The following is a 23,952-nucleotide window of genomic DNA, read 5'->3' on the forward strand; positions in this document are numbered from 1 at the left end:
GAGTCCGCTTCGCGTGCCGGCCGGCATCGAGGGACTGGAGATCATCGGCGGACATACTGGCCGCGGCGACCCGGCCCGTGGCGGCTGATCTGAATGGCTTTGTGGGCGCTAGCCGCTGCGTCGGTGAGCGCGGAAGGCTTGTCTTTGGCCTTCTGCGACACCGTCCACATGACTAGCAATATAACCGGGCTTACACAAAACATCGCGAAGCCGCAGAAGCGGGTGCGCCTGCTGGATTGAATTCGGTTGCAGCGCTTGAGGCCTCGCGAGAGGATCGTTAGGCGACGCTGGAGGATCCTGATGACGATCCGTGCTCGTGCTCGTGCTCGCCAGACCGTCGTGGAAAGCGAACAGCGCAGGTCACATCCCTTAACGTGAGGTTGTGACAACAACCGAGCACGCATCGTCCATCCCGAGGTCGCGCAAAGCGCTCTGCATCTGCTACGGCGCGATCGCTGTCGCAGCCCTCATTGGGACGTGGAGCCAAGGGGGGCCCTACCTCCACGACGTCAGCGACTTCTTGGTGACTTTCTGACACGACACCAAGGTCAATTCGGCCTCTCGGTTCGTCGCGGTCGACGCCTTGATGTTGGGCACTTCCGTCGCGATCTTGACCGTGATCGAGGGCCGAAGGTATGGCGTGAGATGGGTGTGGCTCTACATCGCCGGGTTTTTCGTTGCGGTCAGTGTGGCCTTCCCGCTGTTTCTCATCGCCCGCGAATTGCGCATGGCTGACTCTGAGTCGCCAGGCCTGCGGAAGGTCGACACCATCTTCCTGGCCACCCTTGCCGTGGCTGTGGCTGGCCTGACGATCTGGATAGACCAGGGCTGAACCACGTTCGTCAGGTCGGCCGCAGGTGGTCTCTCGAACGCCGTGCCCGCGAGCATGATGGGCGAAGCAGGTCGGTGCGGGTTCTTACTGAGACAGCGCGCGAAATGACAGAGCGCTGAGCCACCCGAGTCCGATTGCGATCGCAATCCGTTGCAACACACCGCTATTCCCGCGAAAGCCGGGGCGACCCTTGATCGTGGCACCGAAGACGACCAAACTGCCCGTCATCACCATGCTCGATGCTGCCGAGTAGCAGGCCCAGCGGCAGTCTCCGCTGCGCACGGCGGTGGCCGCACTGGCCAGCCCGGCCAGGGGTATGCCCGCAAACACCGGAATACCGCAGAGGTCGTGAATCTGCCCGACACGAGTGCGGACCGGCGCAGCGGCATCGGCCGAATTGCGGCGAGTCGGGTCAGGCTCCCCACTCAGCGGGTCACCAACGTAATCGGTGACGAACACGCCCGAGCCGATCAGGCCGATTCCCGCCGCTGCGCTGAGTACCGGGACGGCGCGGGGTCCAATGCGCCGCCGATCGGAGCGCCCGAGAGCCACGGCCGCGCATGAATAGAGGACTCCGGTGAGGATGAAGTTGAGGCGCTGCTGCCAACCGTGCGGACCGATCGCCAGCGAACTGACCGGGTAGCGCCGCCAGTCGTAGTCGCGCCGCGCCGCGCCGATCGCGGTGAAGGAAGTGACGAACAGTGGCCCGGCCAGGACACCGCCGAGCATCTGAGCGGAGGCCCGGCTACTCAACCGTTGAGCTGTCTTGGCGTCTTGGCGTCTGGGCGCGGTCGCTTCATGCACGTCGCGCGGCTAAGTGGGCCAACCGGTGGCGTTCTCTTTGTACTTGCCGTTGAGCGCGACACAGAAGTCCGACGCTGTGCCCGCCAGCATGATGTAGTACGTCTCGCCGCCGCGGCTACTGAACGCGGTGGGGGTGTTCCACCCGCTGTTGCACATGGACGTTTCATTTCCCACCGTCGCCCGCCGCCAGTTGGTCTTGGCGCAAGTGGTGAGGGCTTCGATGTCGGGTTTGGCGGTTTTCGCCGCCACCAACATGGCGCCGCCCCACAGGCCGTCGTTGCGCCGGAAGGCCCGCGCCGCGAATCCGGCGTTGTTGTTCTGACACGTCAGCGCCCGCCGCAACAGCGAAAACGGGGCGGATAATTGGGGGTTGGCGGTCGATGCCGCCGCATTGATGAACGCGGCCGCGTCGTTGCCGTCCACCTCTTGGACGTTCGGATTGCCCAGGCTGGTGAGCTGCTGCGCGATCGGCCCGCCGCCTCCGCCACCGATGATCGGTCCTGCGCCGGTGGGTGTCATCGGTGGCAGGGTCACCGGGTCCGCGGACGCCGCGGGCGCGGCTGACACCCAGAGCAACACCGCGCACGCGGCGATCCGGACTGTCAAAGCAATAGTGGCCATAGCGGTTAGATGCCTAACTCCTTGGCGATGATGGTCTTCATGATCTCATTGGTCCCGCCGTAAATGGTCTGAATCCGGGCATCCACGAATGCGCGCGACACGCGGTATTCCCGCATGTAGCCGTAGCCGCCGTGAAGCTGCAGGCACCGGTCGGCGGTACGCACCTGCAGGTCGGTGGTCCACCACTTCAGCCGCGCCGCCCGCGCGGCGGTCAGTTCGCCCACCAGGTGCTGCGCCAGGCAATCGTCGAGATAGGTTCGCGCGACGTCGATCTCGGTTGCCAGCTCGGCCAGCACGAACTGACTGTTCTGGAAACTGGCGATCGGTGACCCGAACGCCTTGCGGTCTCGCACGTAGTCCAGGGTCTCCGCCAGGATGCTCTCTGCGGCGGCCACCGCGCCGACGCCCAACGCCAATCGCTCCTGCGGCAGGTTGCGCACCAGTTGGTAGAACCCGTCACCTTCGGATCCGAGCAGGTTGGCCGCCGGCACCCGCATATCGGTGAAACTCAGTTCGCTGGTGTCTTGGGCGTGCAGACCGATCTTCTCCAGATTGCGGCCCCGCTCGAATCCCGGTGTATCACCCTCGACCACCAGAAGCGTCAGACCCTTGTGCCGGTCGGGTGAGGTGCGCGCGGCGATGACGAACAGATCGCCGCTTTGCCCGTTGGAGATGAAGGTCTTCGCGCCGTTGACCAAATAGTGGTCGCCGTCTCGGACCGCAGTCGTGCGGATTCCCGCTAGATCACTACCGGCGCCGGGTTCGGTCATCCCGATGCCCAGCACCGTCTCACCGGTCACCACACCGGGCAGCCACCGCTGTTGTTGTTCCGGCGTCGTCAGATCGGTCAGATATGGCAGCACCACATCGTTTTGCAACGTGAACGCGATGGCCTCCGACGCCGCTCCGCCACGCTGCAATTCGTCGATGACGATCGCGTTGTAACGGAAATCGTTCACACCCGGGCCACCGAACTGCTCGGGAACCGAAAAGCCCAGCAGGCCAAGCTTGCCCGCTTCGATGAACAGCGAGCGGTCCCATTGGCCGTCTCGCTCCCACTGCTCGTGAGCCGGAACCACGGTCTGCTGCACGAACTCACGGACCAGTTCGCGGAATTGACGATGCTCGGAGGTGTACTCCAAACGGTCGGCCATCATGCTCCCGTCAGCGGAAGGCGTTGCTACCGGTGAACGCCTGACCCAGCACCAACTGGTGCATCTCAGGTGTGCCCTCGTAGGTCAGCACCGACTCCAGATTCACCATGTGCCGGATGACCGGATACTCCAGCGATATCCCGTTGCCGCCCAATATTGTTCGTGCTGTCCGGCAGATCTTGAGCGCTTCGCGGGTGTTGTTCAGCTTGCCGAAGCTCACCTGCTCCGGGCGAAGGCCGACGCTGTCTTTGAGTCGTCCCAGGTGCAGCGACAGCAGCTGGCCCTTGTGCAGTTCGACTGCCATGTCCACCAATTTCGCCTGGGTGAGCTGAAATCCGGCGATGGGACGGCCGAACTGGGTGCGCTGGGTCGCATAGTCCAGCGCAGCCTGCCATGCTGAGCGAGCCGCTCCCATTGAGCCCCAGATGATCCCGTAGCGGGCCTCGGACAGGCAAGACAGCGGCCCGCGCAAACCCTTGCCCTCCGGCAGCATCGCCTCGGCCGGCAGTCGCACGTCGTCAAGGACCAGTTCGCTGGTGATCGACGCCCGCAACGACAACTTGTGGTGAATGGTGTTGGCGGCGAATCCGGACGTGTCGGTCGGCACGACGAACCCGCGCACGCCGTCGTCGGTGGCCGCCCACACGACCGCGACATCGGCGATCGAGCCGTTGGTGATCCACATCTTGCGGCCGTTGAGGACCCAATCCGAACCGTCGCGTCGCGCGCGGGTTTTCATCGCGGCAGGGTCCGAACCGGCGTCGGGTTCGGTCAGCCCGAAGCAGCCCAGCAGGTCGCCCGCGGCCATGCCGGGCAGCCACTGTTGTTTCTGTTCCTCGGACCCGAACTTCCAGATCGCAAACATCGCCAGTGAGCCCTGCACGGAAACCATCGACCGCACCCCGGAGTCGGCGGCCTCTAGTTCGGTGCAGGCCAGGCCGTAGTGCACGGCCGACGCTCCGCCGCAGCCATAGCCGTCCAGATGCATGCCGAGCAGGCCCAGTTCCCCGAACTGTTTGGCCAATTCCCGCGCGACCGGAAGGTCGCCTTCCTCGAACCATTCCGCGACATATGGGGTGACGTTCTCCGCGCAGAATCGTCTGACGGTGTCGCGGACCGCAATCTCGTCGTCGGACAGCGACGCGTCAAGGCCCAGCGGGTCCTGCCCGTCGAAGGCGGGCGGTGTGTTGGTGCTCATGCTCCCATCCTGCCCTGCCCGGTAATCTCGCTGCATGCAACCACGGCGGCGGCAGACTTGGCCGGCCTGGCTGGTCACCGACGTCGTCGCTGTCGTCTTCTTCTGCGCGATCGGCCGCCGCAGTCACGACGAAGGACTCAACGTCACCGGTGTCGCGTCGACGGCCTGGCCGTTCCTCACCGGGACCGCCCTGGGGTGGCTGGCCTCGCGAGGCTGGCGGCGGCCCACGGCAGTGGTACCCACCGGAGTGGTCGTGTGGCTGTCCACCGTGGTGGTCGGCATGGTCTTACGCAAGGCGACGTCCGCGGGTGTGGCGGCCAGCTTCATCGTGGTCGCGTCCTCGGTCACCGCGCTGCTGCTACTCGGCTGGCGAGCGGCTTTGGGCCTGGCGCGACGGCGCCGTTCGGACGGCTGATAGCGCAGATGGTTCCGACCGACAGCGACACGTGGGATCCCACCACCGGTGTTGGCATGACCGCCACGTTCGGCGCGGCCGCCCGGGCGGTGGCCGCCAACAAGGGCTTGCTCAACGATCCGTTCGCCGAGGCGCTGGTGCGCGCGGCCGGAGTGGACTACTTCACCCGGCTGATCGACGACGAGCGGTACGGGGCCGACGGGAAGAATGACCCACTTATCTCCGGGATGCTGCAAATACTTGCGTTGCACGCGCGGTTCGTAGATGAGTTCCTCACCGACGCCTGCAGGGCCGGCCTTCGCCAAGCGGTGATCCTGGCCTCTGGGCTGGACACCCGCCCGTATCGACTGTGGTGGCCGCGGGGGACGACGGTGTACGAGATCGACCTGCCCGACGTCATCGACTTCAAGACCCAGGTGCTGCGCGACATGGGCGCCAAGCTGGGCGTTAACCGATGCGCGTTGGGCATCGACCTGCGCCAGGACTGGCTTACCGCGCTGCGGCGGGTCGGTTTCGACGACGCCCAACCGACGGTGTGGGTGGCGGAGAACCTGTTGGTGGGATATCTGCCGCCCGATGCCCAGGATCGGTTACTGCGCGACGTCACCGACGTGAGTGCGCCGGGTAGCCGGCTGGCCGCCGACCACATGCCTACCTGGACATCGATGCAGCTGCGGGAAGGTCAAGCCTTCGTGGACCGCTGGCGCCGACACGGCCTCGACGTGGACCTTTCCCGGCTGACGTACGCCGCGGAATTCACCTCTGTCTCGGAATTCATGGCGGCAAATGGCTGGCAGGTCGAAGAACTCACGGTCGTCGAGTTGCTCGAGACCATTGGGATGGCCGGGCGTCCACAGGTCAGCCCTCGCCACGCGGAGATCTCGCCGCGCTACGTGACGGCCATCCGGATGGACGACCGGAATGCATCCAATTCGTAGACGTTAGACATGTGGTGATGTCCCGATCCAGCCAGTCACCCCCGGCGGCGCAGCTGCGGTTCGTTCCTGCTGCGCTGGACGATCCGCTGGCCCAGCCGTTGCTGGCCGAGCTGGCCGCCGAGTACGCGCAGCGTTATGACAGCTCAGCGCCGACAGTGCTGGCCTGGTTGACCGATAACCCGGACGACGAGTTCGCACCGCCGCACGGTGGCATGCTGATCGGGTTGTTGGACGGACGGCCGGTCACCGGCGGTGGGTTCAAACGCTATGACGCCGAGACCGCGGAATTGAAGCGGATCTGGACCGACAGCGGGCATCGGCGCCGCGGCTTTGCGCGCGCGCTGCTCACCGAGTTGGAGGCCGAGATCACCGCCCGCGGCTACCGCAGGATCTACCTGATGACCGGCAATCGCCAGCCCGAGGCAGAGGAACTGTACGAAGCCACCGGATACTCCAGACTGGCCGAACCGCTGCCCAGCACTGGCCCGGTGTTCCCGATCGCCTTCGTCAAGGAACTGTCATGACCCAGCACCTGCATCTGGCCGTCGCGCTCGACGGATACGGCTGGGATCCGCACGCTTGGCGCCCGACAGTGGCATCCGGCACCGCCCCGACGGCGATGCTCACCGGCCGGTATTGGGCGGAGTTGGCGGTTACCGCCGAGCGGGGCCTGCTCGACTTCCTCACCATTGACGACACGTTGATGCCGCAGGTAGGGCGGAGCGCACGGATTCATCCGGATCGGCTGACCGGCCGGGCCGACGCCGTGCTGACCGCGGCCCGCATCGCGCCGGCGACCCGACACATCGGGCTCATCCCGGTGGCCACGGTCACTCACACGGAGCCGTTTCACGTCTCCAAGTCCATTGCCACGCTTGACTTCGTCTCGTACGGACGGGCGGGTTGGCAACCGCGGGTCAGCGCCACCACGCACGAAGCGGCCTTGTTCGGGCGCCGTTCGGTCGACCCGTCGGAGTTGTTCGACGAGGCGCGTGACTTCGTCGAGGTGGTGCGCAGGCTCTGGGACAGCTGGGAAGACGACGCGGTGATTCGCGACGTGACCACCGGCCGCTACATCGATCGCGACAAGCTGCACTACATCGACTTCACCGGAAAGTACTTCTCGGTCAAGGGGCCCTCCATCACACCGCGCCCGCCGCAGGGCCAACCAGTGGTGGCCGCGCTCGCGCACGCCGGACCGATCTACGAATTCGCCGCCGCCAGCGTCGACGTCGTGTTCATCACCCCCACCGACGAGGCCGGCGTGCGCAACATCCTGGGCGAAGTGCGCACTGCCGGCGGCCAGGACTTGAAAGTCTTCGCCGACGTGGTGGTCTCGTTCAAGGGAAACACCGACTTCCGCTCCGACGCGTTGGTGTTCGGCGGCAGGGCAACGGAGTTGGTGGACATGCTGGTGGAGTGGCAAGAGCTGGGCATCGATGGCGCGCGCCTGCGTCCGGCCGTCAACGGCACGGACCTGCCGGTGATCGTCGACGAGGTGGTGCCGTTGCTGCAGCGCGCGGGCCGCTTCCGGTCCGGCTACGTCGAGGGGCAGACGCTGCGTCAGCGACTGGGTCTGCCCGTCGCGCTCAATCGCTATGTGAGGGTGGACAAATGAGTGCTGTGCCGCTGTCCATCTTGGACCTGTCGCCCATCAGTTCCGGCAGCGACGCGACGACGGCGCTGCACAACACCATCGACTTGGCCCAGCATGCCGAGCGGTGCGGTTTTCGCCGGTACTGGGTGGCCGAGCACCACTTCGTCGGTGTCGCCAGTTCGTCTCCGGCCGTACTCATCGGCCAGATTGCCGCGGCCACCAACACGATTCGCGTCGGAGCGGCCGCCGTTCAGCTCGGGTACACCACTGCCGTCGCCGTCGTCGAAAGCTTCGGCATGCTCGACGCGTTCTACCCGGACCGGATCGATCTGGGTGTGGGTCGGTCCGGTCAGCGCCGCTCAGATGAGAACAAACCCAAAAAGCCGAGAACGCCACGGCCGCCGCGTGAGTGGCACGAGGTGGATGGTGTCGTGGTTCCCACCCCGTTCGACCTGCGCGGACTACTCGACCTCGACCGGTTGCAGGCGACCATGGCCGTCCTGCAGCAGCCCGAGGCGGTTTCGCCTGACTTCGCCGAACAGGTCGGTGACATCGTCGCACTCTTGGAGGGCCGCTACCGCGCCGGCGAGTTCGACGTGCACGCCGTGCCCGGTGAGCACGCGAACTTGAGACCCTGGATCTTCGGCAGCACCCGGGGCCAAAGCGCCCAAGTTGCCGGGGCGTTGGGACTGCCGTTCGTCGCCAGCTACCACATCACGCCGGCTACCGCGCTCGAGGCGATCGAGGCGTACCGCAATGCCTTCGTTCCGTCTGCGGCGCTGGAGCGTCCCTACGTCGTGGTGTCGGCTGACATCGTGGTCGCCGACGACAGCGCCACGGCTGCCCGGTTGGCCGGTAGCTATGGCCATTGGGTGTATTCGATCCGCACCGGCGTCGGCGCCATGCCGTTCCCGGATCCCGATGACTGCCCACCGCTCACCGACGAGCAGTTCGCATTGGTGAAAGACCGACTGGCAACGCAATTCGTCGGCAATGCCGACGAGGTTGCCGAGCGGATGCAGGCCTTGCAGCGCGTCACCAACGCCGACGAACTGGTCATCACCTCGGTCACACACCGGCACGAGGACCGGCTGCGGTCGCATGAGTTGATCGCACAGCGCTGGGGGTTGACGTCATGACCCGCAAGCCCATTCATCTGGCGGCGCATTTCCCGGGCGTCAACAACACCACCGTGTGGACCGACCCCAGTTCCGGCAGCCAGATCGAATTCGACTCCTTCGTTCACCTGGCCCGGACCGCCGAACGGGGCCTGTTCGACTTCTTCTTCCTGGCCGAAGGGCTGCGACTCCGCGAGCACCGCGGCAAGATCCATGATTTGGATGTCGTCGGCCGTCCGGACACCTTCACCGTCCTGGCCGCGCTCGCCGGTGTCACCGAGCGGCTGGGGCTGACCGGCACCATCAACACCACCTTTAACGAACCTTTCGAAGTGGCACGGCAATTCGCGACTCTGGATCACCTGTCGGAAGGCCGCGCCGGCTGGAACATAGTGACCTCCTCGGACGCCTTCACCGGCGCCAACTTCCGGCGGGGCGGCTTCTTGTCGCACGCCGACCGGTATACGCGGGCCGAGCAATTCCTCACCGCCGCGCGCAAGTTCTGGGACAGCTGGTCGCTCGAGGCGGTGGTGGCCGACGTCGAGGCCGGGGTGTACGTCAACCCGGACGGCATCCACAGCGTCGAATACTCCGACTCGCAGTTCGACGTGCACGGCTTCGCGACACTTCCGGCCGGGCCTCAGGGCCATCCAGTGTTGTTGCAGGCCGGCGACTCTGACGAAGGCCGGGCATTCGGCGCCCGGCACGCCGACGCCTTGTTCACCTTGCACGGATCGCTGGAAGACGGCCAGCGGTACTACGCCGACGTCAAAGGCCGCGCCCGGTCCTACGGTCGAGACCCCAACCAGCTCAAGGTGTTCCCGGCCGCGACATTTGTGCTCGGCGACACCGACGCCGAAGCGCGGGACAAGGCGCGCCACATCCGCTATCAGCAGGTCAGCGGCGCGACCGCCATCACGATGCTCGAACAGGTGTGGGGCCGTGAGCTTTCGGCCTACGATCCCGACGGGCCCCTACCTGACGTCGACCCGATCGTCGACAGCACCATCACCCAAGGCCGGGTTCGCCACGGCGACCCCGTCGCGGTGGCGCGCCGCTATCGGGAGCGCGCCGAGGCGGAGAATCTGTCCATCCGCGAGCTGGTCATCGCCGTCACGAGCAGGCACCAGTTCGTCGGCACCGCCGCACACATCGCCGACGAGATCGACCGGTACGTGCAGGCCGATGCCTGCGACGGGTTCATTCTGGTACCGCATCTGACCCCGCACGGTCTTGACGAGTTCGTCGACAAGGTGGTGCCGATACTGCAGGAACGCGGCGCCTTCCGCACCGAATACACCGGCGAGACGCTGCGCGACCACCTCGGGATCAGCGAGCCCGCGCGATAGCTGCCTCGGCGGCCTCGCGGATCGGTCCGCGCCACAGGTCTCCGTGTCCGGGGACGAGCACCTCGGTTTCCACCTTCGCCAGCGCGGACAGGGTGCGGATGGAGTCCTCTTGGCTGTGGCTGAAGATCGCCGGCAGCAGTTGCGGTCCGTGGTGCCGCACCAGCGGGTGCCCGGTGATCAGCGCGTCGCCGCTGACCAGAATGCCGTCGACCAGGTAGGAACAATGCCCGTTGGTGTGACCGGGGCTGAACACGGGCTCCGGGTGGCCCGGTAGGCCGGCGGCGACCTCGGGGGTGAGCGGCTGGGTCGACGGGATGCCGTCGCGGATCAGGCCGCCGCTACGGATCACGTGCGTGGTCCACACCGCCCAGCGGGGCCGCCAGATGCGCAGCGCCACATCGATGGTCGACACCTGCTCCAGATACTCGCGCTTGGCGTGACCGACTTCGCGGGCATGGCAGTAGACCGGAGTGTTGTGCTGGCTGGCGAACCAGATCGCTGACCCCAGGTGGTCGATGTGGGCGTGCGTCAGCAGGATCGCGCGCACGTCGCCGGGCTGATAGCCCAGTTTGCCCAGCGAGGCGAGCACGTCTTCGCGATCGCCGGGGTAACCGGCGTCGATCAACATGACGCCGGTGTCGTCGGTGACCAGCGTCCAGTTGACCGCATGGCCCTGGGCGAGGTGCACGGTGTCGGTGACCTGGACTAGCTCCGCCATGCCCGCGAGTTTAGGGCTGGTGCGTTGAGACCCGGGCGGCGGCGGGTCGCGACCAGGGGCACAGGAGCGATCGCAAGCGCGGCGTAGCCGGGCGCGGCGGGACGCGACCAGGGGCACAGGAGCGATCGCAAGCGCGGCGTAGCCGGGCGCGGCGGGTCGCGACCAGGGGCACAGGAGTAGAAAGAACTAGTGGCTGAACTAAGACTCGGGTACAAAGCATCCGCCGAACAATTCGCACCGCGTGAGCTCGTCGAACTGGCCGTCGCCGCCGAAGAGCACGGCATGGACAGCGCCACCGTCAGTGACCATTTCCAGCCGTGGCGCCACGAGGGCGGGCACGCCCCGTTTTCCCTCGCCTGGATGACCGCCGTCGGCGAACGCACCAAACGACTGCTGCTGGGCACCTCGGTGCTCACCCCCACCTTCCGGTACAACCCCGCCGTCATCGCCCAGGCGTTCGCCACGATGGGCTGCCTCTATCCCGACCGCATCTTCCTCGGCGTCGGCACCGGCGAATCACTCAACGAAATCGCCACCGGATACGAAGGCGAGTGGCCGGAATTCAAGGAGCGCTACGCCCGGTTGCGCGAATCGGTGCGGCTGATGCGCGAGCTGTGGCTGGGCGACCGCGTCGACTTCGACGGCGAGTACTACCACACCAAAGGCGCCTCGATCTACGACGTGCCCGAGGGCGGAATCCCGATCTACATCGCGGCTGGGGGCCCGCAGGTCGCCAAGTACGCCGGCCGCGCCGGTGACGGCTTCATCTGCACCTCCGGCAAGGGCGAGGAGCTGTACAAGGACAAGCTCATCCCGGCCATGCGGGAGGGCGCCGAGGCGGCCGGGAAGAATCCCGACGACATCGACCGGATGATCGAGATCAAGATCTCCTATGACACCGATCCCGACCTGGCGCTGGAGAACACGCGGTTCTGGGCGCCGCTGTCGCTGACCGCCGAACAGAAGACCAGCATCCACGATCCCCTCGAGATGGAGAAGGCGGCCGACGAGCTGCCGATCGAGCAGGTGGCCAAGCGCTGGATCGTGGCATCGGACCCCGACCAGGCGGTCGAGAAGGTCAAGGATTACGTCGACTGGGGCCTCAACCACTTGGTTTTCCACGCACCCGGTCACGACCAGCGCCGGTTCCTGGAGCTATTCCAACGGGACCTGGAGCCCCGGTTGCGGCGGCTGGGCTGACGGGTTGTGCCCAGCCCCGACACCGACGTCTGGTCGATCTATGTCGCTGCGCCCGAACCGGAGACCGGTAAGTCGACGGTCGCGCTGGGGCTGCTGCACCGGTTGACCGCCAAAGTCGCCAAAGTCGGTGTGTTCCGCCCGATTACGCGGCTCAACGAAGAACGCGACTACATCCTCGAGTTGCTGCTCGAGCACACCAGCGCGGACTTGCCTTATGAACAGTGCGTCGGCGTGACCTACCAGCAGTTGCACGACGACCGTGACGGCGCCATCAGCACCATCGTGGAGTCCTATCACGCCATGGCGCAGTCGTGTGACGCAGTACTGATCGTCGGCAGCGACTACACCGATGTCACCAGCCCGGCCGAGTTGTCGGTCAACGCCCGCATCGCAGCCAACCTCGGCGCGCCGGTGCTGTTGACGGTGCGCGGCAAGGGCCGCACTCCCGACGAGATCGCCAGTGTGGTGGCGGTGTGCCTGGCTGAGCTGTCCGCCGAGCGCGCGCATGCGGCGGCCGTCATCGCCAACCGGTGCGATCCCGCCCAACTCGACGCTGTCGCAGAAGCGTTGCGCGCGTTCGAACCCCGTGCCTACGTGCTGCCCGAGGAACCGTTGCTGGCCGCGCCGACGGTGGCCGAACTGACCACGGCGGTCAACGGAACGCAGATCCGCGGCGACGCGCAACTGGCCGAGCGCGAGGTGATGGGCGTGCTGGTCGCCGGGATGACCGCCGAACATGTGCTGGAGCGGTTGCGCGACGGCATGGCCGTGATCACCCCGGGCGACCGCTCCGACGTGGTCCTTGCCGTCGCGAGTGCGCATGCCGCAGAAGGCTTTCCGGCGCTGTCGTGCATCATCCTCAACGGTGGGCTGCAACCGCATCCCGCCATAGCGGCCCTGGTCTCGGGGCTGCGGCTGCGGCTGCCCATCATCACCACCGACCTGGGCACCTATGACACCGCCAGCGCGGTGGCGTCGGCACGCGGGCGGGTCACCGCAACATCGCAACGCAAGATCGACACCGCGCTGGAACTGATGGACCAATACGTCGACACCGCCGACCTGCTGGCCCAGCTCAGCGTTCCGATTCCAGCCATCGTCACGCCGCAGATGTTCACCCATCGGCTGCGCCAGCAGGCCCGAGCCGACCGCAAGCACATCGTGCTGCCCGAAGGGGAGGACGACCGCATCCTCCGGTCGGCCGGTCGCCTGCTGCAGCGCTGCGTCGCCGACCTGACCATCTTGGGCGACGAGGCCCAAGTCCGGTTGCGAGCCGCAGAACTCGGAGTGAATCTCGACGACGCTCGGGTGATCGATCCGCGCACCAGCGAGTTGCACGACCAATTCGCCAATCAGTACGCCGAACTGCGCAAGGCCAAGGGCGTGACCATCGAGCGAGCGCACGAAATCATGAACGACGCAACGTATTTCGGCACCATGCTGGTGTACAACGGCATGGTCGACGGCATGGTGTCCGGGGCCGTGCACACCACCGCCCACACCGTCCGCCCGGCGCTGGAGATCATCAAGACGGTGCCCGACGTGTCTACCGTGTCCAGCATCTTCCTGATGTGTCTGCCGGATCGGGTGTTGGCCTACGGTGACTGCGCGATCATCCCCAACCCGACCGTCGAGCAGCTTGCCGATATCGCCATTTCCTCGGCGCGCACCGCCGCGCAGTTCTGGATCAACCCGCGCGTGGCGATGCTTTCCTACTCCACCGGAGAGTCCGGGACGGGAGCCGACGTCGAATCAGTCAGAGCCGCAACCGAATTGGTTCGCTCGCGGAAACCGGACCTGCTGGTCGAAGGCCCCATCCAATACGACGCGGCAGTGGACCCGTCGGTCGCGGCCACCAAGATGAAGGACTCGCCGGTAGCCGGTCGCGCGACGGTGTTGATCTTCCCGGACCTCAATACGGGCAACAACACGTACAAGGCGGTGCAGCGAAGCGCCGGCGCCATCGCCATCGGCCCGGTGCTGCAGGGCCTGCGGAAACCGGTCAACGACCTCTCCCGCGGTGCGCTGGTCGAGGATATCGTCAATACCGTTGCCATCACTGCGATTCAGGCACAGGGTGTTCATGGATAGCCGCTTGGTCCTCGTCATCAACTCCGGATCTTCGTCACTGAAGTTCCAGCTGGTCGACCCTTCGTCCGGGCAGTCGCGGGCGAGCGGGCGCGTCGAGCAGATCGGGGAGGCATCGTCGTCGGTGCCCGATCATGAAGCGGCGCTACACCGCGCGTTCGAGCAGTTGGCCGACGAGGGCATCGACATACAGACTTGCGGTCTGGTGGCCGTTGGACATCGAGTTGTTCACGGCGGCAACGACTTTTATCAGCCCACACTGCTGAACGACGCGGTGATCGACAAGCTGAAGGAATTGTCGACGCTGGCGCCGTTGCATAACCCGCCCGCGGTCGAGGGCATCGAGGTGGCGCGCAAACTGCTGCCCGAGATTCCGCATGTGGCGGTGTTCGACACGGCGTTCTTTCACGGATTGCCGCCCGCCGCGGCCACCTACGCCATCGACCGAGAAGTGGCCCAAGCGTGGCAGATTCGCCGCTACGGCTTCCACGGCACCTCCCACGAGTATGTCAGTGGGCAGGCTGCCGAGGTGCTGGGGCGGCCGTTGGACAGTTTGAATCAGATTGTGCTGCATCTGGGTAACGGCGCCTCAGCGTCCGCGATCGCCGGTGGCCGGCCGGTGGAGACGTCGATGGGCTTGACGCCGCTGGAGGGGTTGGTGATGGGCACCCGTAGCGGGGACATCGATCCGGGCGTCATCTACTACTTATGGCGCAGCGCGCAGATGGATGTCGAGGACATCGAGTCGATGCTCAACCACCGGTCGGGAGTGTTGGGATTGTGCGGGTCGAACGACTTCCGCAAGATCGGTGAGCTGATCGGATCCGGAGACAGCGCAGCGAAATTGGCGTACGACGTGTTCATCCACCGGTTGCGCAAGTACGTCGGAGCGTATCTGGCCGTGCTGGGGCACACCGACGCCGTCACCTTCACCGGCGGGATCGGGGAAAACGACGTCGCGGTGCGCCGAGACGCTCTGGCCGGGATGGCCGAACTCGGTATCGAGGTCGACGAGGATCTGAATGCTGCTCCGGCGTCGGGGGCGCGGGTCATCTCGGCAACGGGGTCGCGGATTGCCGTGCTGGTGGTTCCGACCAACGAGGAACTTGCTATCGCCCGCGATTGCGTCAGCGTTATGGCGGAGTCGTAGGGGGGTTCGGCGTTCAGGAGTCGGCGTCGCCGCGTCGAGTGTGAAGCGTGGGCTTCCAGTGTGCATTGACGGCGGGAAATCGCCGTCAGACCCGCCCTGGACGCTCACTGGAAACCGCGAGCGCACACTCGATACCCCTGTGGATAGGTGAACGCGCGGATGGGGCTCGTCGTGCCACTCTGCTCGCATGGATCTCGGCGAGCCGTTCATCGGCAGTGAAGCGCTGGCGTGCGGAGTGTTGAACCGGCATCAGCTGCGGACGCGGTTTTGCGCGGTTTATCCAAACGTCTACTTGACGAAGGGCGTCGATCCGACCCTGCGGCAACGCATCGGCGGAGCCTGGCTGTGGTCTCACCGTCAGGCGACCATCGCCGGTGCGGCCGCGGCGGCGCTGCACGGAGCCGAGTGGATTCCCGACGACGTCCCAGTCGAGCTCATCTATCCGAATACTCGACCGCCACTGGGTGTACTGACGCGCCGCGAGGCGTTGCACGATGGTGAATCCCAGACCATGAACGGGCTCGCGGTGACCACACCGGAGCGCACCGCGTTCGACATCGGCCGGCGCGGCGCGATCCGCTCGGCGGTCGCCCGATTGGACACGCTGGCCCGCGCTACCGGTTTCAAGGTCGACGACGTCTTGGCCGTCGCGCAAAGCCATCGCGGCGCGCGCGGGCTGCGGCGGTTGGAAGCGGCGCTGGATCTCGTTGACCCGGGTGCACAGTCGCCGCGTGAGAGCTATCTACGGCTGCTGCTCATCGACGCCGGACTGCCTCGACCGCAGACGCAGATTCCGGTATTGGGCGTGGACGGCATCCCGGTCGCCTACCTCGACTTGGGCTGGCCGGAACACCTGGTCGCGGTCGAGTATGACGGCGACCAACATCGGATGGACCGACGTCAGTACGTCAAGGACCTGCGCCGGATAGAAATGCTCGAGCGGATGGGCTGGATCATCGTACGGGTCGTCGTGGAGGATCGGCCCGCCGACATCCTGCGACGGGTTCGCGAAGCGATCGTCGAATCGGCTGTGCGCTCGCGGCTTTGAGTGTGCGCTCAGGGCGGGGTTTGCGGCGTTTCGCCGCCGTAGGCGCACACTCGACGCCGTCAGTGCACGCTCGGCGCTCAGTGTGCTTCAGCGGCGGGCCGGCCGAATCGACTGTGCTGTCGCGGCTTTGAGTGTGCGGTAGCGGCTTTGAGTGTGCGTCCAGGGCGGGGTTTGTGGTGTTTCGGCGCCGTAGGCGCACACTCGACGCTCAGGGTTCACACTCGCTGCCCCACACGCACACTCGCCGGCCCCACACGCACACTCACCACCCAAGGGCGACTAAAACGTGCTCGTGGGCCGCACTCGGTTAGCCATGTCGACCAGCGTGTACCGATGCCGCTGGGTGGGCGCGACGCGGGCGAGTTGACGCAGCGACGCCTCGACCCCGAGTCGCAGCCCGTGCTCGGTGAAAGGAAAACCCAGGATGTGATTGGTGCTGGCCTCGTTGTCTTCCAGCCAGTCCATCGCCCCGCCCAGCACCAGCGCGCGGATCTGCAACACCCGCGGCTCGGTGGGCGGCAGCGCCTCCACCCGCCGGGCGGCGTCGCGGATCTGCTCCTCGGTGATCTCACTCGTCGACCGCCCGGACAGCAGGGTCACCGCACTGGTCAGCCGCGCGGTGGTGAAATGCCTTGAGGTGGGCGGCACTTCGTCGAGCACCCGCACCGCGCCGGACCGATCGCCCTGCGCCGACAGCGCCCGGGCCAGTCCGAACGCTGCCGAGATGACCCCGTCGTTGGTCTGCCACACCGTCTTGTAGAAGTTGTGCTGGTCGGTATCACCGGCCAATTCCGCGGTGGCGGCCAGCGCCAACTTGGGCGCCAACTCGCCGGGGAAAGTATCGAGCACCTCGGTGAAATGCTTTGTGGCAGAGTCATAGTCGCCGGTCAACAATTCCGCGACGGCCCGGTACCACACCAACCGCCAGCGCCAGCCCACCCGCTCGGCCAGGTCGTCGAGTTTGCGGGTGGCCTTGCTGACGTCACCGAGGTCGAGCAACGCCCGCACCTCCATCAGCGGCAATTCGATCGACTCCGACAGGTCCAGGCCCTCGGCGTCCAGCGCGCCGTGGCGTGCCGCGCGCAACGAGTCCAGCGTCTGCACCGGCTGGGACAACACCGTCGCCTGCAGCACCGAGGCGGCGACATCGGTCGGATCGACCAGCGGCACCGACAGGGCGGTGACGATCTCCCTGGCGGTCAACTTCTCCGAATGCACCTGCCCGTCCAGGTACACGTCGGTGTGCGCGACCAGCAGGTCCACCCCGAACGTCGACCGGCTGGGACTGAAGATCGTCGACAAGCCGGGCCGCGGCACCCCGGTGTCCGCGGCCACCACCTCGCGCAGCACACCCATCATCTGGGCGGACATCTCCTCGGTGGTGGCAAAGCGGCGTCGAGGGTCGGGGTCGATGGCGCGGCGCAGCAACCGGCCGAACGAGTCGTACTGGCTGAGCACCGCGTCGTCTTCGGGCAGGCCATCGAGGTAGCGGCCGTTGCGGGTGCGCAAATTCAACGTCAGCGCGGCCAGCGTGCGACCCACCGTGTAGATGTCGGTGGCCACCGTCGGGCCGGTCCGCACGATCTCGGGCGCCTGAAATCCGGGAGTGCCGTAGAGGTAGCCGAACGAGTTGATCCGCGACACCGCGCCCAGGTCGATCAGCTTCAGCTGCTCTTCGGTGAGCATGATGTTCTCCGGCTTCAGGTCGTTGTAGACCAGGCCGATCGAATGCAGGTAGCTCAGCGCCGGGAGTATCTCGAGCAGGTAGGCGATGGCCTCGGCGACGGGCAGCTTCTCGCCCTTGCTCCGCTTGAGCGACTGGCCGCCGATGTATTCCATGACGATGTAGCCGACGGGATCGCCATGCTTGTCCTCATACTCGACGAAGTTGAAGATCTGGACGATCTGCGGGTGCACCACCTCGGCCAGGAACTGCCGTTCGGCCATCGCGATCGCTTGCGCTTCGGCGTCCCCGGAATGCACCAGACCCTTGAGCACCACCGGGCGGTCGTTGACGTTGTGGTCGACGGCCAGATACACCCACCCCAGGCCGCCGTGCGCGATGCAGCCCTTCACCTCGTACTGGCCGGCGACGAGGTCACCGGGGTTGAGCTGCGGAAGGAACGAGTACGGGCTGCCGCAGTAGGGGCACCACCCCTCGGATGCGCCCTCGCCTTCTGAGCCGGATCGCCCGACCGGCCGCCCGCAGTTCCAGCAGAACCGCTTGTTCTCCGGCACCACCGGATCGGTCATCAGGGCCTTGAGCGGATCGATGTCCGGCACCCGCGGAATCTCCACCAGGCCGCCGCCGAGCTTGCGCACCTGCGGCAACGCCCGCGTCGCGGCCGTCATCTGGTCCTGGGGCTGGGTGTCCATCGTGCCGACGGAGATCGAGAAATCGTCGTCGTCGTCATCATCGAAATCCGGGCGGAACAACGCCTGGGTGGCCACGGGTCGGCTGGCCGCCGCCGAACCGGTCTGCGCGTCCGCGGCCTGCATGCCCGAATCGTGCGTGGCCTCTTCGGTCTCCTGCTGACCGGCGGGGACCGACTGGTCGGTCCGGAGCTCATCGTGCGCGTTCTGCGTTGGCTTGCCCATCAGTCGACATACCTCGGCGCGGGCGGCAGCGGAGCCGGCCCGAGAACGGTCAACCATTTGCGGTACAACGTGTTCCACGTGCCGTCGGTTCGGATGCGTTCCAGGGTGCCGTTGACGAACCGGACCAGACCGGTGTTGTCCAGGTTGATTCCGATGCCGTAGGGCTGCGTGGCCATGTTAGGCCCCACAATATGCAGGTACGGATCTTCTTCAACCAGCCCGGCCAGGATCGAGTCGTCGGTGCTCACCGCGTCGATCTCCCGCTGCTGCAGGGCCACCAGACAGTCGGCCCAGTTGACCACCGACACCACGATCGGGGGCGGGGCGATCTCGCGGATACGCCGCAGCGAGGTGGTGCCCCGGGCCACGCAGACCCGCTTGCCGGACAGGTCGGAGACCTTGGAGATTGGCGAGTCGCGCGGCGCCAGGATGCGCTGGTTGGCGTCGAGGTAGACGGTGGAGAAGTTGACCAGCTTGCGGCGTTCGCAGGTGATGGTCATGGTTTTGACGACGACGTCGACCTGGGATTTCTGTAGTGCGGTGATCCGCTCGTCGGCCGACAGGATCCGGTACTCGACGTGGGAGGGAACGCCGAAGATGTCGCGCGCGATCTCCCCGGCGATGTCGACGTCGAAGCCGGTGATCTCCCCGGTGATCGGGTCGCGGAAGCTGAACAGGTTGCTGCCGATGTCCAGCCCGACGATCAGCCGGCCGCGGGCGCGGATGTTGGCAACCGCGGCGTCCGCGTCGGCCTTGTTGGGGAACGGGCGCAGGCTGGCGGTGGGATTGCAGCCCTGACTGGTGTTGTCTGGCGGCAGCGGAGGCTGCATCGGCAGTTCCTCCATACCGACCGGAGTGGGCAACGGCAGCGTCGGCGTCGCCTCCACCTTCAGCGGCTCGGTATGCCCGCAGCCGGCCAACAGCACCGCCACGCCGAGCACGGTCACGGCCCGCCGGAGCATGGGCAGGCGCGCCATCACCGATACTCTTTCAGCCTGGGCCACAAGCCGAGGGCCACCGCGATGGCGGCGCCGAGGCTGAGCACCACGCCGCCCACCTGCGCGCCGGCCAGCCCGGCGTGCGCATTGAGGACGTCGTTGCGCAGATGATTGCGGCTTTGATCCATGGCTTTGGTCAGCGCTTCGTCGAGCTTGTCGAACGCCGGCGTCGAGTCGTTTTCGCCCTTGCCGAGCGCGACCTGGGTGGCGGCCCGGTAGTTGCCGACCGAGATGTAGGAGTTGATCCGGTCGTTGGCCTGCTGCCAGCGCACCAGCAGCTGGTCGGCGCCTTGCAAGTCGGGCTTGTCGACGGCGTCGTTGCGGGCCATGTACTCGTCGAGCTGGTGGTGCATCCGGTCGATGCGCTGGTAGAAGGCCTGCTTGCGGACCTCTTCGTCGCCGCGACGGATCAACGACAGGGTTTCGTCGGCGCGCGCCTGCTGGGCGGTGATCGCCAGGTTGGTGATGGTCTTGAGGGACTCCGCGGCGGTGTCTTTGGCGCTGCGGCTGGCGGTGGTGGAGATTGTCAGGGCGGTTCCGACCCACACCACCATGACGAGAATGCCGAGGGCGCCGACCACCAGACCTGGGTTGATGCGCCGTCGGGTGCGCCGGGCCAGCCAGCGATGTGAGAACGCGCCGAACACCGCCGTGGTGGTGACGACCAGGATCACCGGCGCCGGGATCTGGGTCGAGGCGGTGGTTTCGCTGTCCACCCGGGCAGACGTCGCCTGATACAGCTGCTGCGCGTCCGGCAGGATCGTCGATTGCATCAGCCCGGATGCTTCCGACAGATACGACGAACCCACGGGATTGCCCGCGCGGTTGTTGGTGCGGGCGATTTCGATCAGGCCGGTATAGACGGCCAGCTCGGCGTTGATGCGGCCGAGCAACTGCACCAGCCGTTCGTCGTTGAGTCCGCTGGACGCGCGCGTCACGGCCACGGCGGCGTCGGTGATGGCCTGCTCGTAGCGCAACCGCACCGCGCGGGGTTCGGCCTGGGCGATGAACGCGGTAGCCGCCGCGGCGTCGGCCACCGACAGCGTGGTGTAGAGCCGTCCGGCCGCGAAGGACAGCGGCTCGGTGTGCTCGAGCACGGTCGTGAGCACCTGCTGGCGGTGGTTGATGGTCGTCGAGGTGGCGAACGCGCTGGCCACGCCGAGCGCCGCCAGGACGATGCCGATGGTCAGGATGCGGCCGGGCGTCGTCGAGACGAACCACCAGCGCGGGTGGGCCGGTTCCACGGGCGAGCGCAACCCCAGCGGCTCGGTCGACGGGTGCGCCAGCTCAACCGTCACGTCTGCTCGGACCTCATCTTTCGACCATGTCGAACCCGAATAAGCGAATTCTAAGAGAATGTTCCGTCAGATGGGGGTAGGCGGACCTAATTCGACCCCAATTGCGAGGAACCTCATGGAACAGTCTGCCTATCCTGAACTCGTGCGGGGCGACGGCGACGGGTGGGTGGTATCCGACAGCGGCGCCCACTACTGGGGCAGGTTCGGCGCGGCAGGTCTGCTCCTGCGAGCGCCCCGCCCCGACGGCACGCCCGCGGTGCTGCTGCAACACCGGGCGATTTGGAGCCACCAGGGCGGCACCTGGGGACTGCCCGGCGGTGCCCGCGACAGCCACGAGACGCCCGAGCAAACCGCAGTGCGTGAAGCGCACGAGGAGGCTGGATTGGCCGCTGAGCGGGTGACCGTGCGGGGCACTGTCGTCACCGCGGTCGCCAGCGGCACCGATTGGACCTACACCACCGTCGTCGCCGACGCTGACGAGTTGCTGCACACCAGGCCCAACCACGAAAGCGCCGAGCTGCGGTGGGTCGGTGAGGACGAAGTGGCCGACCTGCCGCTGCATCCGGGGTTCGCGGCCAGTTGGCAGCGGCTGCGCACGGCTCCGGCGACCGTGCCGCTGGGCGACGGCGACGAGCGACGCCACGGCCTGCCGCGGACCATGGAGGTCGAGGCCGGGGTGTTCGTGTGGTGCATGCCCGGCGCCGCCGACCAGGTGCCGTCGCAGTTGAGCCGGCGGATCAGCTCGCTGCTGCAAGCGCCGAGCTGAGCTGCTGGGCCGCGGCCCGCGGGTCCTCGGCCGCGGTGATCGCGCGGACCACCACGACGCGGCGGGCGCCGGCTGCCAGCACTTCGGGCAGTCGCTGGGCGTCGATGCCGCCGATAGCAAACCACGGTATGCCGGCGGCCTGTTGGGCGGCGGCGCGTACCAGGTCCAGCCCGGGCGCGGCACGGCCCGGCTTGGTCGGGGTCGGCCAGCACGGGCCCACGCAGAAGTAGTCACCGGCCCCGGCCGCCGACCTGGCTTGGTCGGGGTCGTGACTGGACAGGCCGATCACCGTGTCCGGCCCCACGATGTCCCGCGCGATATGCGGCGGCAGGTCGCGTTGGCCCAGGTGCAGCACGTCGGCCCGGGCCGCTAGAGCGATATCGGCGCGGTCGTTGACCGCCAGCAGGGCGCCGTGCCGGCGGGCCGCGTCGGCCAGCACCGCCAGGGCCTCCAGTTCGTCGCGTGCCTCGAGCGGGCCGAACCGCTGTTCACCCGGCGAGCCCTTGTCTCGCAGCTGGATGATGTCCACGCCGCCGGCCAGGGCGGCGTCGGCGAATTCGGCCAAGTCTCCTCGCTCCCGACGCGCGTCGGTGCACAGATAGAGCCGGGCCGTCGCCAACCGGACCCGGGCGCTGGTACTGGGACTGTGCACAAACCGACGGTAGCGCGCTAGCGTGGACCCCGAAGAGCACGGGAGTCCCGGGTACCAGCGGGGCTGAGAGTGGACACCACCGGACCGCGTCTGGGCCTGTCCTGACCGTCACACCTGATCCGGGTCATGCCGGCGAAGGGAGCAGTCAATGCCCACCATCCCCACGGGGTCGCTTGCCGTCATCGGCGGCGGCGTCATCGGGCTGTCGGTGGCGCGCCGAGCCGCCCAGGCCGGCTGGGAGGTGCGGGTGCACCGCAGCAACGAGCGTGGCGCCTCGTGGGTCGCTGCCGGGATGCTGGCCCCGCACAGCGAAGCCTGGCCGGGGGAGGAACGGCTACTGCGGCTCGGTCTGGAATCGCTGCGGCTGTGGCACGAAAGCGGATTTCTCGACCGGCTGCCCCCACAGGTGATCACCGCGCGCGAGTCGTTGGTGGTCGCCGTCGATCGGGCCGACGTCGCGGATCTGCGCACCGTCGCCGACTGGTTGTGTGCGCAAGGCCACCCGGTGGTGTGGGAGTCGGCGATGCGCGACATCGAACCCCTCCTGGCCCAAGGCATTCGGCACGGCTTTCGCGCACCCACCGAACTGGCGGTGGACAACCGCGCGCTGCTGGAGGCGCTGGGCGCGGACTGCGAGCAGCTGGGAGTCCGGTGGGCGGCGCCGGTGACCGAGCTGTCCGCCGTGACTGCGGACGCGGTGGTGATTGCCAACGGGATCGACGCGCCCGCGTTGTGGCCCGGCTTGCCGGTGCGGCCGGTGAAGGGCGAGGTGCTGCGCCTGCGCTGGCGCAAAGGATGTATGCCGTTGCTGGACAGGGTTATTCGCGCCCGCGTGCACGGGCGTCAGGTGTACCTGGTGCCCCGGTCCGACGGGGTGGTGGTGGGCGCCACCCAGTACGAACACGGCCGCGACACCGCCCCGGCGGTGTCCGGGGTGCGCGACTTGCTCGACGACGCGTGTGCGGTGCTGCCCGCCCTGGGCGAATACGAGTTGGCCGAGTGCGCCGCCGGGTTGCGCCCGATGACACCGGACAATCTGCCGTTGGTGCACCGTCTGGACGCGCGGACGCTGGTGGCCGCCGGGCACGGACGATCGGGTTTCCTGCTGGCGCCGTGGACCGCCGAACAGATTGTGTCCGAACTCAGCCCGGTCGGAGCGCACCGATGATCGTGACGGTCAACGAACAACAAATCGAGGTCGACGCGCAGACGACGGTCGCCGCGTTGCTCGAGCGCCTGGGTTATCCGGAGCGGGGAGTCGCGGTGGCTCTGGACTTCTCGGTGCTGCCCAGATCGGATTGGGCACGACGGGTCTCCGAATTACCGGAGCCCGTGCGACTGGAAGTGGTGACGGCGGTGCAAGGTGGTTGACGCAAAGCTGACGATCGGGGACCGCACCTTCTCCTCACG

Annotated in this window: 23 protein-coding genes; 14 read left to right on the forward strand and 9 right to left on the reverse strand. The window is 66.9% G+C overall.

Features of this window, described 5'->3' with window-relative positions; genetic code table 11:
* Positions 1–586 precede the first annotated feature (586 nt).
* A complete protein-coding gene (locus tag I2456_RS28325; RefSeq protein ID WP_241007855.1) occupies positions 587–832 on the forward strand; it encodes a DUF2834 domain-containing protein in 246 nt (81 codons plus the stop codon).
* A gap of 84 nt (positions 833–916) precedes the next feature.
* Here I2456_RS28325 and I2456_RS03610 read toward each other — a convergent pair whose 3' ends face one another.
* Genes I2456_RS03610 through I2456_RS03625 form a run of 4 tightly spaced genes read right to left on the reverse strand, consistent with a single transcriptional unit; the run spans position 917 to position 4,609 of the window.
* Entirely contained in the window at positions 917–1,636 is a 720-nt protein-coding gene (locus I2456_RS03610) for a DUF998 domain-containing protein (RefSeq protein ID WP_139822986.1), read from the reverse strand.
* Positions 1,637–1,645: 9 nt separating this feature from the next.
* Complete coding sequence (locus I2456_RS03615; protein WP_139822987.1) at positions 1,646–2,257, reverse strand: hypothetical protein; 612 nt, start codon at positions 2,255–2,257, stop codon at positions 1,646–1,648.
* Between the two features lie 5 nt (positions 2,258–2,262).
* The gene (locus tag I2456_RS03620; protein ID WP_085072743.1) at positions 2,263–3,411 is read right to left on the reverse strand and encodes an acyl-CoA dehydrogenase family protein; all 1,149 of its coding nucleotides are present in this window, start codon (positions 3,409–3,411) and stop codon (positions 2,263–2,265) included.
* Between the two features lie 10 nt (positions 3,412–3,421).
* On the reverse strand, positions 3,422–4,609 hold the full coding sequence (locus tag I2456_RS03625) for an acyl-CoA dehydrogenase (RefSeq protein ID WP_068163889.1): 1,188 nt from the start codon (positions 4,607–4,609) through the stop codon (positions 3,422–3,424).
* Between the two features lie 34 nt (positions 4,610–4,643).
* Here I2456_RS03625 and I2456_RS03630 point away from each other — a divergent pair, with 34 nt between their 5' ends.
* Genes I2456_RS03630 through I2456_RS03655 form a run of 6 tightly spaced genes read left to right on the forward strand, consistent with a single transcriptional unit; the run spans position 4,644 to position 10,026 of the window.
* On the forward strand, positions 4,644–5,024 hold the full coding sequence (locus tag I2456_RS03630) for a DUF3054 domain-containing protein (protein WP_085072721.1): 381 nt from the start codon (positions 4,644–4,646) through the stop codon (positions 5,022–5,024).
* 8 nt (positions 5,025–5,032) lie between these two features.
* On the forward strand, positions 5,033–5,962 hold the full coding sequence (locus I2456_RS03635; protein ID WP_068163892.1) for a class I SAM-dependent methyltransferase: 930 nt from the start codon (positions 5,033–5,035) through the stop codon (positions 5,960–5,962).
* A 17-nt stretch (positions 5,963–5,979) separates the two neighbouring features.
* Entirely contained in the window at positions 5,980–6,486 is a 507-nt protein-coding gene (locus tag I2456_RS03640; protein WP_085072744.1) for a GNAT family N-acetyltransferase, read from the forward strand.
* Complete coding sequence (locus tag I2456_RS03645; RefSeq protein ID WP_085072722.1) at positions 6,483–7,580, forward strand: LLM class flavin-dependent oxidoreductase; 1,098 nt, start codon at positions 6,483–6,485, stop codon at positions 7,578–7,580. Before I2456_RS03640 ends, I2456_RS03645 begins: the two co-directional genes overlap by 4 nt.
* Positions 7,577–8,698, forward strand: coding sequence for an LLM class flavin-dependent oxidoreductase (locus I2456_RS03650; protein WP_085072723.1), 1,122 nt, complete (start codon positions 7,577–7,579; stop codon positions 8,696–8,698). Before I2456_RS03645 ends, I2456_RS03650 begins: the two co-directional genes overlap by 4 nt.
* Positions 8,695–10,026 carry an NtaA/DmoA family FMN-dependent monooxygenase gene (locus I2456_RS03655; RefSeq protein WP_085072724.1) on the forward strand — a complete coding sequence of 444 codons (1,332 nt, stop codon included), beginning with the start codon at positions 8,695–8,697 and terminating at the stop codon, positions 10,024–10,026. Before I2456_RS03650 ends, I2456_RS03655 begins: the two co-directional genes overlap by 4 nt.
* Here the strand turns inward: I2456_RS03655 and I2456_RS03660 are convergent.
* Positions 10,007–10,744: an MBL fold metallo-hydrolase gene (locus tag I2456_RS03660; protein WP_085072725.1), complete on the reverse strand. Its 738-nt coding sequence runs from the start codon at positions 10,742–10,744 to the stop codon at positions 10,007–10,009. The genes I2456_RS03655 and I2456_RS03660 overlap by 20 nt on opposite strands.
* A gap of 189 nt (positions 10,745–10,933) precedes the next feature.
* Between I2456_RS03660 and fgd the strand changes: the two genes are divergently transcribed.
* From fgd to I2456_RS03680, 4 genes are all read left to right on the forward strand, one after another.
* Positions 10,934–11,944, forward strand: coding sequence for a glucose-6-phosphate dehydrogenase (coenzyme-F420) (gene fgd, locus I2456_RS03665; RefSeq protein ID WP_085072726.1), 1,011 nt, complete (start codon positions 10,934–10,936; stop codon positions 11,942–11,944).
* Positions 11,945–11,950: 6 nt separating this feature from the next.
* Entirely contained in the window at positions 11,951–14,035 is a 2,085-nt protein-coding gene (gene pta, locus I2456_RS03670; protein WP_085072727.1) for a phosphate acetyltransferase, read from the forward strand.
* Positions 14,028–15,182, forward strand: a complete 1,155-nt coding sequence (locus tag I2456_RS03675) for an acetate kinase (RefSeq protein WP_085072745.1) — start codon at positions 14,028–14,030, stop codon at positions 15,180–15,182. The genes pta and I2456_RS03675 overlap by 8 nt, the downstream gene beginning before the upstream one ends.
* A gap of 187 nt (positions 15,183–15,369) precedes the next feature.
* Positions 15,370–16,230, forward strand: coding sequence for a hypothetical protein (locus I2456_RS03680; RefSeq protein ID WP_085072728.1), 861 nt, complete (start codon positions 15,370–15,372; stop codon positions 16,228–16,230).
* Between the two features lie 279 nt (positions 16,231–16,509).
* Here I2456_RS03680 and I2456_RS03685 read toward each other — a convergent pair whose 3' ends face one another.
* From I2456_RS03685 to glnX, 3 genes are read right to left on the reverse strand one after another with little or no spacing between them, the layout of a single operon-like run.
* Positions 16,510–18,828: a serine/threonine-protein kinase PknG gene (locus I2456_RS03685; protein ID WP_085072729.1), complete on the reverse strand. Its 2,319-nt coding sequence runs from the start codon at positions 18,826–18,828 to the stop codon at positions 16,510–16,512.
* Positions 18,828–19,805: a glutamate ABC transporter substrate-binding protein gene (locus tag I2456_RS03690; protein ID WP_068022638.1), complete on the reverse strand. Its 978-nt coding sequence runs from the start codon at positions 19,803–19,805 to the stop codon at positions 18,828–18,830. The genes I2456_RS03685 and I2456_RS03690 overlap by 1 nt, the downstream gene beginning before the upstream one ends.
* Positions 19,805–21,124, reverse strand: a complete 1,320-nt coding sequence (gene glnX, locus I2456_RS03695) for a protein kinase G-activating protein GlnX (protein ID WP_068022636.1) — start codon at positions 21,122–21,124, stop codon at positions 19,805–19,807. The genes I2456_RS03690 and glnX overlap by 1 nt, the downstream gene beginning before the upstream one ends.
* Positions 21,125–21,266: 142 nt before the next feature.
* Between glnX and I2456_RS03700 the strand changes: the two genes are divergently transcribed.
* Entirely contained in the window at positions 21,267–21,890 is a 624-nt protein-coding gene (locus I2456_RS03700) for an NUDIX hydrolase (protein ID WP_068022952.1), read from the forward strand.
* On the opposite strand, the gene thiE is transcribed toward I2456_RS03700, so the two are convergent.
* Positions 21,862–22,542 carry a thiamine phosphate synthase gene (gene thiE / locus I2456_RS03705; RefSeq protein WP_085072730.1) on the reverse strand — a complete coding sequence of 227 codons (681 nt, stop codon included), beginning with the start codon at positions 22,540–22,542 and terminating at the stop codon, positions 21,862–21,864. The genes I2456_RS03700 and thiE overlap by 29 nt on opposite strands.
* A gap of 148 nt (positions 22,543–22,690) precedes the next feature.
* Here thiE and thiO point away from each other — a divergent pair, with 148 nt between their 5' ends.
* Positions 22,691–23,710: a glycine oxidase ThiO gene (gene thiO, locus I2456_RS03710; RefSeq protein WP_085072746.1), complete on the forward strand. Its 1,020-nt coding sequence runs from the start codon at positions 22,691–22,693 to the stop codon at positions 23,708–23,710.
* Positions 23,707–23,913 (forward strand): sulfur carrier protein ThiS, encoded by a 207-nt coding sequence (gene thiS / locus I2456_RS03715; protein WP_068164408.1) that lies wholly within the window; start codon positions 23,707–23,709, stop codon positions 23,911–23,913. Before thiO ends, thiS begins: the two co-directional genes overlap by 4 nt.
* The last annotated feature ends 39 nt before the right edge of the window (positions 23,914–23,952 follow it).

Source organism: Mycobacterium kubicae, assembly GCF_015689175.1.
GTDB classification, from domain to species: Bacteria; Actinomycetota; Actinomycetes; order Mycobacteriales; family Mycobacteriaceae; genus Mycobacterium; species Mycobacterium kubicae.

What these genes read in the sequence shown, in the direction of transcription:
- I2456_RS28325 (WP_241007855.1), top strand. Translation starts at nt 587, where the DNA reads ATGTTGGGCACTTCCGTCGCGATCTTGACCGTGATCGAGGGCCGAAGG.
- I2456_RS03615 (WP_139822987.1), bottom strand. Translation starts at nt 2,257, where the DNA reads ATGGCCACTATTGCTTTGACAGTCCGGATCGCCGCGTGCGCGGTGTTG.
- I2456_RS03620 (WP_085072743.1), bottom strand. Translation starts at nt 3,411, where the DNA reads ATGGCCGACCGTTTGGAGTACACCTCCGAGCATCGTCAATTCCGCGAA.
- I2456_RS03625 (WP_068163889.1), bottom strand. Translation starts at nt 4,609, where the DNA reads ATGAGCACCAACACACCGCCCGCCTTCGACGGGCAGGACCCGCTGGGC.
- I2456_RS03630 (WP_085072721.1), top strand. Translation starts at nt 4,644, where the DNA reads ATGCAACCACGGCGGCGGCAGACTTGGCCGGCCTGGCTGGTCACCGAC.
- I2456_RS03635 (WP_068163892.1), top strand. Translation starts at nt 5,033, where the DNA reads ATGGTTCCGACCGACAGCGACACGTGGGATCCCACCACCGGTGTTGGC.
- I2456_RS03640 (WP_085072744.1), top strand. Translation starts at nt 5,980, where the DNA reads ATGTCCCGATCCAGCCAGTCACCCCCGGCGGCGCAGCTGCGGTTCGTT.
- I2456_RS03645 (WP_085072722.1), top strand. Translation starts at nt 6,483, where the DNA reads ATGACCCAGCACCTGCATCTGGCCGTCGCGCTCGACGGATACGGCTGG.
- I2456_RS03650 (WP_085072723.1), top strand. Translation starts at nt 7,577, where the DNA reads ATGAGTGCTGTGCCGCTGTCCATCTTGGACCTGTCGCCCATCAGTTCC.
- I2456_RS03655 (WP_085072724.1), top strand. Translation starts at nt 8,695, where the DNA reads ATGACCCGCAAGCCCATTCATCTGGCGGCGCATTTCCCGGGCGTCAAC.
- I2456_RS03660 (WP_085072725.1), bottom strand. Translation starts at nt 10,744, where the DNA reads ATGGCGGAGCTAGTCCAGGTCACCGACACCGTGCACCTCGCCCAGGGC.
- I2456_RS03675 (WP_085072745.1), top strand. Translation starts at nt 14,028, where the DNA reads ATGGATAGCCGCTTGGTCCTCGTCATCAACTCCGGATCTTCGTCACTG.
- I2456_RS03680 (WP_085072728.1), top strand. Translation starts at nt 15,370, where the DNA reads ATGGATCTCGGCGAGCCGTTCATCGGCAGTGAAGCGCTGGCGTGCGGA.
- I2456_RS03685 (WP_085072729.1), bottom strand. Translation starts at nt 18,828, where the DNA reads ATGGGCAAGCCAACGCAGAACGCGCACGATGAGCTCCGGACCGACCAG.
- I2456_RS03690 (WP_068022638.1), bottom strand. Translation starts at nt 19,805, where the DNA reads ATGGCGCGCCTGCCCATGCTCCGGCGGGCCGTGACCGTGCTCGGCGTG.
- thiO (WP_085072746.1), top strand. Translation starts at nt 22,691, where the DNA reads ATGCCCACCATCCCCACGGGGTCGCTTGCCGTCATCGGCGGCGGCGTC.
- thiS (WP_068164408.1), top strand. Translation starts at nt 23,707, where the DNA reads ATGATCGTGACGGTCAACGAACAACAAATCGAGGTCGACGCGCAGACG.